General features: G+C 38.3%; 13 protein-coding genes. 7 read left to right on the plus strand and 6 right to left on the minus strand.

The genetic code is table 11. The features are described from left to right. Positions 1-330 precede the first annotated feature (330 nt). From E0E32_RS01530 to pepF, 3 genes are all read left to right on the plus strand, one after another. Positions 331-1731, plus strand: coding sequence for an MDR family MFS transporter (locus tag E0E32_RS01530; protein ID WP_066187106.1), 1401 nt, complete (start codon positions 331-333; stop codon positions 1729-1731). A gap of 50 nt (positions 1732-1781) precedes the next feature. Continuing rightward, positions 1782-2867, plus strand: a complete 1086-nt coding sequence (locus E0E32_RS01535) for a competence protein CoiA (RefSeq protein WP_165444918.1) — start codon at positions 1782-1784, stop codon at positions 2865-2867. Positions 2868-2930: 63 nt separating this feature from the next. After that, positions 2931-4748 carry an oligoendopeptidase F gene (gene pepF / locus E0E32_RS01540; RefSeq protein ID WP_066187108.1) on the plus strand — a complete coding sequence of 606 codons (1818 nt, stop codon included), beginning with the start codon at positions 2931-2933 and terminating at the stop codon, positions 4746-4748. A gap of 46 nt (positions 4749-4794) precedes the next feature. On the opposite strand, the gene E0E32_RS21970 is transcribed toward pepF, so the two are convergent. From E0E32_RS21970 to E0E32_RS01555, 4 genes are all read right to left on the minus strand, one after another. Continuing rightward, positions 4795-4971, minus strand: coding sequence for a hypothetical protein (locus tag E0E32_RS21970; RefSeq protein WP_162840587.1), 177 nt, complete (start codon positions 4969-4971; stop codon positions 4795-4797). A gap of 351 nt (positions 4972-5322) precedes the next feature. Then, entirely contained in the window at positions 5323-6216 is an 894-nt protein-coding gene (locus E0E32_RS01545; protein WP_066187111.1) for a ClpXP adapter SpxH family protein, read from the minus strand. Further along, positions 6213-6614 (minus strand): globin domain-containing protein, encoded by a 402-nt coding sequence (locus E0E32_RS01550; protein ID WP_066187113.1) that lies wholly within the window; start codon positions 6612-6614, stop codon positions 6213-6215. Before E0E32_RS01550 ends, E0E32_RS01545 begins: the two co-directional genes overlap by 4 nt. 216 nt (positions 6615-6830) lie before the next feature. After that, a complete protein-coding gene (locus tag E0E32_RS01555) occupies positions 6831-7418 on the minus strand; it encodes a CYTH domain-containing protein (RefSeq protein ID WP_066187117.1) in 588 nt (195 codons plus the stop codon). Between the two features lie 257 nt (positions 7419-7675). Here E0E32_RS01555 and yjbM point away from each other — a divergent pair, with 257 nt between their 5' ends. Genes yjbM through E0E32_RS01570 form a run of 3 tightly spaced genes read left to right on the plus strand, consistent with a single transcriptional unit; the run spans position 7676 to position 10055 of the window. Then, entirely contained in the window at positions 7676-8299 is a 624-nt protein-coding gene (gene yjbM / locus E0E32_RS01560; RefSeq protein ID WP_130858748.1) for a GTP diphosphokinase, read from the plus strand. A gap of 15 nt (positions 8300-8314) precedes the next feature. Further along, entirely contained in the window at positions 8315-9121 is an 807-nt protein-coding gene (locus E0E32_RS01565; RefSeq protein WP_066187119.1) for an NAD kinase, read from the plus strand. 16 nt (positions 9122-9137) lie between these two features. Further along, positions 9138-10055, plus strand: a complete 918-nt coding sequence (locus tag E0E32_RS01570; RefSeq protein WP_066187121.1) for an RluA family pseudouridine synthase — start codon at positions 9138-9140, stop codon at positions 10053-10055. A gap of 75 nt (positions 10056-10130) precedes the next feature. On the opposite strand, the gene prpE is transcribed toward E0E32_RS01570, so the two are convergent. After that, complete coding sequence (gene prpE / locus E0E32_RS22545; protein WP_286171625.1) at positions 10131-10862, minus strand: bis(5'-nucleosyl)-tetraphosphatase PrpE; 732 nt, start codon at positions 10860-10862, stop codon at positions 10131-10133. Between the two features lie 27 nt (positions 10863-10889). Beyond that, entirely contained in the window at positions 10890-12080 is a 1191-nt protein-coding gene (locus tag E0E32_RS22550; protein ID WP_286171626.1) for an FtsW/RodA/SpoVE family cell cycle protein, read from the minus strand. A 569-nt stretch (positions 12081-12649) separates the two neighbouring features. Between E0E32_RS22550 and mgtE the strand changes: the two genes are divergently transcribed. Continuing rightward, entirely contained in the window at positions 12650-14014 is a 1365-nt protein-coding gene (mgtE, locus tag E0E32_RS01580) for a magnesium transporter (protein ID WP_066187127.1), read from the plus strand. Positions 14015-14028: the final 14 nt, after the last annotated feature.

The following is a 14028-nucleotide window of genomic DNA, read 5'->3' on the forward strand; positions in this document are numbered from 1 at the left end:
TTGGGCGGTTTTAGATATAATAAAACTGAAGGAAGCTTCTGGTTAAATAATGATAAGGTGGATGGTACGGCTAACCTCTCTATAAAAAGTGGGTTAGTTCATATAATTCCATCTTATTAACAGCCTGTTGGACTAAATAAGTATTTGAGAAACTTTGCGACGGTATAGGGTTAGGCCAGTTAAAGAACTATTTGGTGCATACATAGATTACTTCCATTTGGAGACTTTATCATGTAGCAACATCTGAGAATAATGTGAGTATATATTTCAATAATCGAAATAATCTGTGTTATGATATAAAAGTATGTAAAAGAAGAAGGAAGGAATAATATGGAAGGTAATACAACAACTATTAACAGAACCCCATTGATGGTAGTATTAATATCAGGGGCATTTGTAGCCATTTTGAATCAAACACTATTAGGTACAGCACTACCTCACATTATGACCGATTTGGAGATTGATGAAGCTACTGCTCAATGGCTTCAATCGATTTTTATGCTCGTTAATGGGATTATGATCCCTGTAACGGCTTTTTTAATTGAACGATTTACGACGAGAGCGTTATTTTTAACGGCAATGGGTAGTTTCGCTATTGGTACATTAATCGCAGCAATCGCACCAAGTTTTTCCTTGTTAATGGTTGGAAGGGTTCTGCAGGCAAGTGGCGCTGGAATTATGATGCCGCTAATGCAAACCATTATGTTTTTGGTTTTTCCAATTGAAAAACGAGGTACAGCAATGGGAATGTTTGGGCTGGTTATTGCCTTTGCACCAGCCATCGGTCCAACATTATCCGGTTGGTTAGTGGAACATTTCCATTGGCGTAGTTTGTTCTATGTCATCTTACCGATCGCTGTTATTGACATTATCGTAGCATACAAAATATTAGTAAATGTTACGAAACAAACATTCCCTAAAGTGGATGTTCTTTCGATCATCTTGTCTACCCTCGGTTTTGGTGGACTACTGTATGGTTTCAGTATGGCAGGTGATGTTAATCACAGTTGGGGAAGTCCGATGGTTTATGTACCATTGATTGTCGGCGGCATCACTCTTTTGATCTTTATTCGCCGTCAATTACAACTGGAAAAGCCAATCTTGGAGTTTCGTATCTTTCAGTACAGAATGTTTACATTGACCACAGCGATTGGGATGATTTCATTCTTGGCGATGATTGGCGGTGCCATTATTTTACCGCTTATGATGCAGAATTATTTGGGATATAATGCAGTGGAATCTGGCCTTGCCTTACTTCCAGGTGCTGTGTTAATGGGCTTGATGAACCCTGTAACTGGCCGTTTATTTGATAAATTTGGCGGAAAATGGCTTGCTATATCCGGCTTAGCTTTAATTTCAGTGACTACTTTTATGTTTTCCGTGTTAACGCCAGAAACAACCTGGCTCTATATAGCACTGGTCAATGCTGCGCGTATGCTGGGAGTGGCGATGGTAATGATGCCTGTTACAACAGCGGGCTTAAATCAGTTACCAACCCAATATATCCCACACGGAACTGCGATGAACAACACGATGAGACAAATGTCTGGTGCCATTGGTACAGCATTATTGATTTCCGTTATGATGAACCAAGCAATCCCGTCAGAGGGATTAGAAGGTTATGTTCATGGTGTGAATGTGTCCTTCTTTGTGGCTGGTGTCTTTGCTGTAATTGGGCTTGTCTTAGCCTTTTTTATCAAAAATTCCATTCCAGGAAAAGATGCTGCTTAGGCAGGAAAAAACACTTCTATGTAGAATCATTATACATGGAGGTGTTTTTTATGTTACAGGCAGTAAATCAAAAAGGGGAGGTTGTGGTTGTATGGAATGCTAATCGAAAGAAACTCCAACAAATGAGGAAGGAAACCTTTTATTGCCCGGCTTGTCAACAGCAATTATTATTGCGGGCAGGTACTAAAAACATTGCCCACTTTGCCCATAAAGGAGAGGCGCATTGTGATTTGTCTGGAGAGAGCCTTTATCATGAAACAGGGAAGAGAGATATTTACGTATGGTTGAAGAATCAAGGATATCAAGTGTTTTTAGAATATTATGTTGAAGAGATTAAGCAACGAGCAGATATTCTCTTGCACTTGGCTGATAAACGAATTGCGATCGAATATCAATGTGCCAGAATTTCTAGCGAAGAAATACTAGATCGAACGGCTGGATATCGATCAGTCAATATTATACCTATTTGGATTTTAGGTGGAAACAGAATGCGGCGCCTTTCAGCCAATTCTTTACGTATTACTACTACAGAACATGCCTTCCTTTATCAGTTTCACCCCAATTATCCCTTGTCTATTTATTATTATTGTTCCAATACGAAACAAATGATCCAATATCAGGATGTTATTTTTCTCACTAAAACACAGACTTTCGGAGCGTTGAAGGCCCAAAAGTTGTTTGAACTAACGTGGCGAGATCTTTTTCATCCTCACTATCGTGCCGCTCAAGCATTCCGAGATTTTTGGCAGAAGAAGAAAAAAACTTGGATTCATCACCCTGTCTCTGTCCATCATCAGCAAGAAACGATGTGGCGGCAGTGGCTTTATTTACATCAGCTACAACTTGCCACCCTACCTCATTTTGTATATCTTCCCATTGTTTCGCAATATCGAATGAAAGTACCACCTTGGATATGGCAATCTCGACTTTATGTTGATTTGTTACGAAAGAATAGAAGTGTTTCTCTCTCAGAAGCCAGGCATTTTATGTATGAATACTACATTTCACCTCGTAAATTCCCTTTCATTAAAGAAGATGTGGATCCTATTAAGGAATATTTTCAGTTATTAATAAAATATTCGGTGTTGCAACCAATCAAACAAGAACAATACCTAATCAATCATAGTACTGTATGAATTAGCGTAAAATAAGTTATAATAAGGAAAGAAATAATAATGTATGTGTAGGAGGAGATTTAGATGGCGAAAGCACAAAAGGCATTACCAGCTCGTGAAGAAATACCAGAGAAGTATACATGGAGATTGGAAGACATCTTTGCTACTGATGAAGAGTGGGAAAAAGAATGGAAGGCTGTTCAACAATTATTACCCAAATTTGCTGATTTTCAGAGTAAATTGCAGGAGAGTGCAGAGAATCTCTATCAGTTATTAAAACTACAAGATGAGGTGTCGGAAAGGCTAAGCAAATTGTATACATATGCGCATATGCGATATGATCAGGATACCACCAATTCTTTTTATCAAGCCTTAAATGGGAAGGCGGAGAATTTAATTACACAGGCTTCCAGTACAATGAGTTTTATTACACCAGAAATGCTAAAGCTGGATGAGCAAACATTACAACAATATGTGCAGCAGCATGAAGGATTGCAACAATATCAACACACGTTTGATGAAATTAATCGTCAACGCCCACATGTGTTGTCAGAAGAGGAAGAGGCGTTATTAGCAGAAGCCTCTGAAGTAACCGATAATGCTTCACAAACCTTTGGCATGCTTAATAATGCTGATTTAACATTTCCATCTATTGAGGATGCAGATGGTAATCAAGTGGATCTCACACATGGTAGGTATATCAATTTCCTTGAATCAAAGGATCAACGTGTGAGACGAGACGCTTTTAAAGCGATGTACAATACGTATGGCAGCTTTAAGAATACCTTTGCTTCGACTTTACAAGGCACGGTGAAAAAGGATAATTTCTACGCTAAAATGAGAAACTATGAGTCCGCCCGACAGGCTGCCCTTAATAAAAATAATATACCTGAAGCGGTATATGATAATTTGCTGGAGGCCATACATGACGGGTTGCCGTTATTACAGCGCTATGTTGCTTTACGCAAGAAAATTCTTGATATAGACGAACTCCATATGTATGATTTGTATACCCCGTTGGTCAAGAATGTGCATATGACATATTCGTATCCAAAGGCGCAAGAGATTATTCATAAGGCATTGCAACCTTTTGGTGATGAATATTTAAATGTGTTACAGCGGGCATTCACGGAGCGATGGATTGATGTGGAAGAGAATAAAGGAAAGCGGAGCGGCGCCTACTCCTCCGGCGCATACGGAACGAATCCATATATTTTGATGAACTGGCAAGATAATTTGAATAATTTATTTACATTAGCACACGAACTTGGTCATTCGATGCACAGCCACTATACACATGAAAACCAGCCATTTCGTTATGGTAATTATTCCATCTTTGTGGCAGAAGTGGCTTCTACTTGTAATGAGGCGTTACTGAATGAATATTTAGTGGCGAATACAGAAGACCCGAAAGAAAAATTATTCTTGTTGAATCACTTTTTAGAAGGGTTTCGCGGGACGGTATTTAGACAGACCATGTTTGCTGAATTTGAGCATAAGATTCATCTGTTGGCACAAGAAGGAGAGGCCTTAACTGCAGATCGTTTAACAGAGGTATATTATGACCTTAACAAACAATATTTTGGAGATGATTTGGTCATAGACGAAGAGATTGGTTTAGAATGGGCCAGGATTCCACATTTTTATTACAATTATTATGTGTACCAATATGCTACTGGCTATGCTGCTGCTCAATCGCTAGCGGCACAGATTACTGAAGAGAAGGATGTAGCTGTTGAACGCTATCTTGGTTTTTTAAAGGCAGGAAGCAGTGATTATCCAATTGAAGTATTAAAACAGGCTGGTGTGGATATGACCGAGCGCACTCCGGTTGAAAATGCTTTAAAAGTATTTGAAGAGAAACTAGAAGAAATGGAACGGCTTTTAGAAGAAGTGAAATAGATATACAGAAAAGCAGCCAACACATTGGCTGCTTTTCCGTTTTCGATCATCGAGTGAGGCTTTTGAATCCTTTGAAGCTTTTTTTGTGCTGATAGAAATAAATGGTAGTGTAGATGGAGATGAATAATAGTGGTATGGTGAGATAAAGTGGAATCATTTGCATGAGACCAAAGATGTTTAAAATAAACGCAAACAATGGAATAAGCCATAATAACAATTTCATTATCTATCCACCTTTCTGACTAATTATCTAACGCTAGTCTACACTACTAATAACAATTGACTTGAAGCATCAAATTCATATTCCATCTTATCGGTAATTGTATAAAGGATATTTTATTGTAAAGGTATGCATTGGGGCTGACAATCATGCAAAAAAAGAGAAAGATGGAGAAGAAGAGATGGTAATCGTGACATTTTTGTGAAACAATGAACAAAGTTATTGATACTTTGTTATAGGTCTGATATAGTTACAGTAAGTTAAACAATCATACCCCATTTTGTTTGACTTGATTTATCTCCCATCCCTTATCTATAGGAATAAAGAGGAGTTGTTTAAACAACTCCTCTTTATTCATTTCGCATATTTCCAAAAACAGCCGAATTTGACAGGAACTTTCTCTACGAGCTGTTTTAATTGTAGTTTTTTCATTTCTTTCTCTGCCTTTTCGATGGACCAATCGTAGACAACTGCCACTTCTTTGGTTCCCACAAAATGATAATAAGAAATAAAATCTAATAATTTCGGTTTTTTTGCGGGGAGAGGCTCTTTTTGTAACATTTGCTTGAGAATTTTAACATATACTTCATAAGGAAAAGTGCCAGAGATCTTCAAGCCTGCTTCGTCTTCTGATTCATTAAAGAAAACCATTGTTGGCAAATCATCGACTTCCATTTCTTTTGTGATTTTGTGATCACACTTCAGTGCTTTCTTGGATGAGCACGAATATAAGTCTTCTTGAAACTCTTCCACGTCTAAGTGAATCTGGTCAGCAACATCTAATAATACATGCTCTTGTGAGATATCCAACTTTTCCAAAAAAACCATTTCCTGTAGTTTCCTTAAGAATCGTTTACCTGCCTTTTTTCCTTGCAATTCTGCAGCTTTAATCGCAATGGAAGCTAATCTTGGATAATGAATAGGATTTTCCATCCAAATATCTCCGTCGCAAGGCATTCCTGTTCGACTAGCTGTTTTTTCCCAAATATCCTTTAACTGCCGAGGTTTATCACAAATCTCTCTACGGGAATTATCTGCCTGTCCGCTTATAACGGTACGAACCGTAAAAAAACGACCGTATTCAATAGATAATTTCTTGATATAAGGTTCTAACGCCCAACATTCTGGACATAATGGATCAATAAATATATATATTTCAATAGGTTTTTTTAAAATATCAATAAAATGATAATGCGTTGTTTGGTTGCGATCCTGCTTGTTCCAAGATCCGGCATATTTCCAATTCACAATGATTCTCCTTTCTGTTCGGGTGTATTCATCATGTGATTGGCTGTTAATGTGAGCCGCTCAAACATAGCACTACGATATGGCTCTGCAATTTCGGAAGCCGTTAACGCTTCTTCCATACACGACAACCAAGCATCACGTCTTGATGGTGTAATAGGGAAACGCAAATGACGTTTTCTCAGCATCGGATGCCCATGTTCTTGAATATAGAGTGGAGGCCCGCCAAAAAATTGAGTTAAAAATTGCGTTTGTTTTCTTGCAACTTCGGTAAAGTCATCAGGAAAAATCGGAATTAATTCAGGATGCTGCGCTACTCTGGCATAGAAGGCTTCTACTAATCTCTTGATTGTTTCCTCTCCACCAATAGCATGGTAAAGAGAAGTTGTAGTATCTCTCATTATTTTCCAAACCTTTCTCGTTCATTGTTACCAATCTAGTCATTATCATTATTGTTTCTATATTGTAACAGCCTTTATATCAAACAATCAAATGATGTGATTGTAAGGCTAAATCCTTGACAAAAAAGGAAAAGCGCTGTTATCGAACAGAGGTTGGAACGGTTAAACAGCCGTTTGGTAAAAGGAAACTGTTACAAAATAATGGATTCCATTGACCTATTGGTTAGACGATAACGTTTGATAAAAACGTGCAATTTTATTGTCCGTTTTTCTTTTGGGAATGTCTAATTGTTGTAAGATGTCTTGGAAGATGGATTCGCCATAAGCCTTGCTGTCTGCTTCTACTTCTAATTCATAATCTAATACACCATTATATTGACTCTTATCCAAAACAAGGTTTGTTTCTTTATAGCTACATTCGAATCGTTCTGTTTGAAGCATGCCTCCATAATATAAATCATTGGGATGGATACCCATTCTCAGCAAGGCCTCCGATACTCCTTCTTTTGGTTGGATGGATCCGTTTATCCATTGCTGTGCTTCTGTCCGTGTTAATGAGGCGTGTACTTCTAATAAACCATCCCCATCTGGATTAGGTGTTTTTAATGTTAGTTGAAATGTATGTTCTTTTTCTCGGATGCGCAGGGCGGACCCATAAGCCTTTAAGGCAAAATCATTTGTCTCAAAATAATAATTTTTTTGAAGTGTTCTTTGCCAATGGCAAGATGGGAAATGTTCCATTAATGACTGATATTCGTTTTTCGTAATTATATTTTTGAATTCGATCTCGATTTCCTTTGTCATTTTATTCACCTACCCTTTGGAGTTTATTATAAGAGGTTGTTGAGAAATACGGGAAAACCTCTCCTGTCTATGAAACGCTTAGTTTAGCAGCAAAGGAGTAAATAGATTTTTCGCAACCTTTTCAAGAAGAAGTAAACGTCTATTATTCCTTCTTTATCATATTATATGGTAAAATGAAGACAGATGACAAACATTACACTTGTCATAAACAAGGAACGGACTATCACAAAAAACATGTAAAATAGGTGGTGCTGACCATGGATTGGAAAAACTTCTTGGCACCTTATGCCCAAGTGGTCGAGGAATTGAAGGTTAAGCTGAAAGGAATGAGAGTACAGTTTGAGCATGAATCAAGCCATTCACCGATTGAATTTGTTACAGCTCGAGTGAAACCTATTTCCAGCATTAAAGAAAAAATGAAAAGAAAAAATATACATATAAAGGACATTGAATTAGAACTGCAAGATATTGCAGGGGTAAGGATTGTTTGTCAATTTGTTGATGACATTGATGATATTGTGTCCCATTTGAAATCACGTAATGATTTTGAAGTAATTGAAGAACGCGATTATATTAATCATAAAAAAGAAAGTGGTTATCGATCTTATCATTTGATTATTTCTTATCCAGTAGACATGATTAATGGTGAGCGCAAAATTATTGCTGAAATACAAATTCGCACTTTGGCGATGAACTTTTGGGCAACGAATGAACATTCCCTCAACTATAAATACGAAGGGAAGATACCGGAACGAATCAGTGCGCGTTTAAAACGAGCGGCTGAAGCTGCCTTTAAACTGGATGAAGAGATGTCCAAAATTAAAGATGAAATCCAAGAAGCGCAGCGTATATTTCGAACGGATAAAATAAACCATAAATAAGGAGGGAAGCGGACGATGCGGTTTTGTATTCTATCAAGGGACGACGGTAAATCAGAAGCAATTACAGCCAGAATGAAGCAATATTTAGAAGGGTTTACACTTGATTATGATGAAACGGAACCAGATATTGTTATTTCCGTTGGTGGGGACGGTACTTTTTTGCAGGCTTTTCATGATTATCAACATCGCTTAAAAGATACAGCGTTTATCGGGGTGCATACCGGGCATCTCGGTTTTTATGCGGATTGGGTACCGGAAGAAGTAGAAAAGCTGATTATTGATATTGCGAAACGCCCCTTTGAGGTAGTGGAATACCCCTTGCTCGATATTAAAATTCATCCAGTAGGCAGCGAGGAATATAGACATTTTTTAGCCTTAAATGAGGTTTCGGTCAAGTCTGCAGATGGTACTTTGGCAATGGATGTGCATATTAAAGGGGCGCATTTTGAACGATTTCGCGGGGATGGCCTATGTGTTTCCACCCCTTCTGGAAGTACAGCTTATAACAAGGCATTAGGTGGCGCTATCCTGCATCCTTCTTTAAATGCTTTACAAATTACAGAAATGGCATCGATTAATAATCGTGTTTACCGGACGATTGGTTCTCCATTAATTTTGCCGAAACACCATGTCTGTGAATTTCTGCCGATCTATCATGAGAGAAATTTTTTGATTACGATTGATCATATGACGGAAGTATATAATAATGTTGCCCGTATCGAATGTCGTGTGGCCAATGAGAAGATTCGATTTGCTAGATTTAGACCATTTCCTTTTTGGAAGAGGGTGCATGATTCCTTTATTTCTGATGAACGATCTTAAACGATGAAGGTGAAGAATGGTGAAATGGAAAATCAATCAAGAAAACAAAGGACTTTTGTTAAGAGATTATCTTAGAAGTACAAGGAATATTTCAAGGCGGATGTTAACCGATATAAAATATAATGGTGGTAAACTGGTGGTAAACGATCAGGAAGTGACGGTTCGCTACCTACTAAAAGAGGGAGATCAAGTAGAAGTTACCTTCCCGCCTGAACAGCGCAGTAGGTTATTATTTGCACGAGCTATTCCTTTTACCATTGTATTTGAAGATGAAGATGTATTAGTGATAAATAAACCACCATTTTTGCCAACCGTACCTTCTGTGTATCACCCTGAGGGTACGCTTGCGAATGGTATTATTCATCACTACGATCAACAACAGATTCCATATACGGTCCATGTAGTCACCAGGTTAGATCGGGACACCTCAGGGTTACTATTAGTGGCCAAACATCGCTATAGTCATTCCATTCTGTTTCAACAGCAACAGCACAATAAGGTGAACAGGCGATATCAGGCAATCATCTCTGGACATTTATTAAATGATGAGGGAACCATATCGGCAGCTATCGCTAGAAAGCCAGGTTCAATTATTGAACGCGAGGTAGCAGAAGAAGGACAGCGTGCCATTACTCATTATAGTGTGATAGAAAAAGGAACGTCGATTTCCATAGTAGAGATGAAGATGGAGACGGGAAGGACCCATCAAATTCGTGTCCATTTTTCATCCGTAGGTCATCCGTTGATTGGCGATAGCCTATATGGCGGTGATACTTCCTTTTTAAAAAGACAGGCACTGCATTGCACGTATCTTCGTTTTGACCACCCGGTTACTCAGAAAAAAATGACCTTTGAACTGCCGATAGCAGAGGATATGAAAGCAGCCTGGCAATATTATCAAAGAAATACAACACAATATTTCAACGGTTACTAAGTATGGTTACTATATTAACGGGTTTATTTGCATTCAATCCGCTAAGCCTCCCTTCCTTCTTGGACCAGCCTCCATTCACTGAAAACGTTCCGCTATAAAAGGTAAATGAGAGGATACCTCTTCTATCGTTTCTTCTGGAAGGCGAAAAGCGGTTAGCTTGTTACCAAAAACACAGCCTGTATCAATATTGACCGTCTTATTCACGAAACGAGCCTCCAGGACAGGTGTATGTCCATATACAATCCATTTATCTCCATGATAATGAGCGGCCCAATCCCTTCTTACTGGTCGTCCGTCTGGTAATGTCTCCCCAGTGATATCACCATATAATACAAAGGTTTTTACCTTCCCGCCATGCTGACCAATATATTTTTCAGGGATACCGGCATGGGCAATAATGGTATGAAGCGAATCGAATGACTGATAAAGTGGCGCTTGTCGGTAGAGTGTCAACATCATCTCTTTTACTTCTTGTTTATCATGTTCATCAAGCTGTTCCCATTCTGCGACGGTAGTTTCCAAGCCATGTCTTTGCTGGACGTTATTACCGAGGAAAAAACGGTAAAGCTTGTCACAGTGGTTACCAGGCACATAGTATCCCTGTTTCTGATCCACAACGATATCATAAACAAGTCGAATGACTTCTAGTGATTGTGGACCACGATCTGTTAAATCACCAATAAAGGCGAGATTTCGATGGTCAGGGTGAACAAGTTTGCGATTCTGCCATCGATAACCTAATTTTGTCAATAAGCTAGTTAACTCTTGGTAACACCCATGAATATCTCCGATAATATCTAGCTTCATTAGCTCCATTCCCTTCTTTGTCTGAATTTATGATTCATCAAACATATAATCTTTGGTATGATAATAGACGCTTAAGGCGATGCCGATCGCTAACATGTACGTTAAAATGGAATTCCCTCCATAACTAATAAAGGGAAGCGGCAGACCCGTTACAGGAAGAAGTTGTACAAGCATGCCAATGTTTTGAAATACTTGATAGGTAAATAAACCGATAATGCCAGTAATCATGTAAGTAGCGAACGGGTCTTTACACTTTAAGGCGATAAAAATCAATCGATAAATAAGTAAAAAGTAAACCAGTATCAAAATGCTGGAGCCAAAGAAACCAAATTGCTCGGCAATTGCAGAGAAGATGATATCCGTATGGTATTCTGGTATTCGGGTTGTCATTTCAAAGCCTCCAATACCTTTGCCAATCAATTGACCAGAACCGATAGTGAGCATCGCTCTGACAACCTGATAGGCACCATCTTGGGCAAATTCATCAGGAGTTAGCCAACCTTGAAAACGAGAAACAATATGAGACATTCCGTTATCATAAAAGAACTGATTGACGGCGTCCGTATAGTGTAAATAAAGATAAATCATGGCAACGAAACCAATAAAGATGCTTCCTCCTATTACCAAGATGATACGCCATTTGATACCTGATACTAAGATCATACAAATGGTGATGGCGCCTAATACAAGTACTGCACCATAATCTGGCTGTTGTGCTAGAAAGGCCATTGGTATAAGAGCAGTAATGACCATTTTTGCTAGTAACCATAAGTCCATTTTGATGGTGTGCTCTGGATATTTTTCATTATGGATGGCCATCAGATGAGCGAGAAAAATAAGTAAGAAAACTTTTATAAATTCAGCTGGTTGTAAGGTCCCTATTATAGGGAATTTAAACCAACCCCAGGCACCATTTACGGTGGTGGCAATGCCAGGAGGAAAATGAAAATATAACATAACAAGTGACAGTACCCCTAAACCATAAAGTATAATCGACACTTGCCGAAGCCTATCGTAATCAAACACGATCATAACGGCGGCGATCATAGAACCAACAATATACCATACGATTTGTTTTAAATACATATTCTGGTATAAAGGGTTTTGGTTTAAATAGGGATTGAGGGTATATAAGGTAAATACGCTAATAATGGCAAGTAGAATAACAATTAATATTAAGGCGTAGTCAATCTTTGATTTATTATTTTGTTCAAACATTTTTTTGACCTTTCTTTCTTGAAAATAGTAGACTATGTCTAGTATAGTGTAAAAATAGTTTTTTGAGAAATAATATAGGTAAGTTGAATGAAATAATCTCTCATTGATCTGATATTTGCTCTTGATCCATTCGTGTGAATGGTCATTCACACGAATGGATCAAACTAGATTATCAAGAAATAATGGGAGCAAAGACTTATTTATAACACGGTTTTTGTTACATTTATAAGTTCAACTTATCTAGCTATTTTTGCTTGCTTTGTTTCAAGTTTTCGTCTTGGGCTTGGTAGTATTTAGTTTTGCCAAAAAAGGTGTAAAATTTACGTATTTTTTTTCAAGTTGTGTTATTCTGTTTACATCTTATTTGTTTTATTGCAGTGTAACTGGCTGTCAGAACCTCCCTTCAAGAAATAACGTTTCTAATGAGGGTGTCTAACAGTCAGTAATGATTTCATTGCTTCAACTAACATGCAGTGGGGAGAATCCCTGCCCTGCATGAAGTTTCACCTGATGAAACAAATGAAGGAAGAGAACAACAAGAGACTTGCTTAGAACAGGGGGTTGAGATCATGGAACATTTAGAAAAGCAGGAGCGAATGGCAATGTGGGATAAAATAGAACAGGCACTGATTAACGAACAAATCAGTCAGTTTCGTGCCGAGTTTTTGGCATTACATCCCTATGATCAAGCCAAAATATTCGAAGAACAATCTGAGGAGATTCGTTTCTTAATTTATTCATATTTATCCCCGGAAGAAATGGCAGAAGTAATTGAGAATGTAGATCATGACTTAGTTACCACCTTTATTACGGAAATGGTGCCTGCTTTTGCTGCCAAAGTGCTGGAATTTATGTCGATTGATGATGCAGTAGATATTCTAAATGAGTTAGATAACAATAAATTGGTCAGCTTTCTAACGATTATGGAGCCAAAGTCTTCTGCTGAGATTAAGAAGTTATTGCACTTTGAAGAGAAAACAGCTGGAAGTATTATGACGACAGAATTTGTCGTGATTCATACAGAGATGACGGTCAAGGAAGCAATGCGGCATTTGCGTAAAGAAGCTCCAGACGCAGAGACGATTTATTATATTTATGTAGTGGATTCCTATAAGCGTTTGGTCGGGGTTATTTCCTTAAGAGACCTTATCATTGCTGAAGGGTCGCTGAAGATTCATGAAGTGATGAGTGAAAGAGTGGTTTCGGTACCAGCGGGAGAAGATCAAGAGGATATTGCTCAAATGATGCGTGACTATGACTTTCTAGCCCTGCCAGTAGTTGATTTTCAAAACCATTTATTAGGGATCATTACCGTTGATGATATTATGGATGTTATGGAAGAAGAGGCAAGCGATGACTATTCCAAGCTGGCCGGTATTTCTGATGTGGAAAGCAGTGGTGACACGGCTATTTCATCAGCAAAGAAACGGTTGCCATGGTTGATTATCTTATTATTTTTAGGAATGGTGACGGCGAGTGTAATCGGGCGTTTTGAGGCGACATTAGAACAAGTGGCGATATTGGCTGTATTTATTCCTTTAATTGCTGGTATGGCTGGTAATACAGGTACACAAGCCTTAGCGGTTGCTGTAAGAAGTATTTCAACAGGGGAGATGGATAAGAGAGGGAAGGCCTCGGTTATTTGGCAAGAAGCGAAAACAGGTGTTATCACAGGTCTTTCATGTGGTGTGATTATTACCTTGCTAATTGCCTTCTGGTATAGCGACTTCTTCTTAGGTTTATTAGTGGGCATTTCCATTATGGCTACCCTTTTAGTAGCAACCATTTCTGGTGCTGTGATTCCTTTGATCATGCACCGCCTAAATATTGACCCTGCAGTTGCCTCTGGGCCATTTATTACCACACTTAATGATTTAATATCCATTTTTATTTATTTTGGTCTGGCAACGGCATTTATGAGTTTTTTAATTTAGTTTGGAAGGAGTTA

The sequence above is a fragment of the Gracilibacillus phocaeensis genome (assembly GCF_900626275.1).
Taxonomy (GTDB): Bacteria; Bacillota; Bacilli; order Bacillales; family Amphibacillaceae; genus Gracilibacillus; species Gracilibacillus timonensis.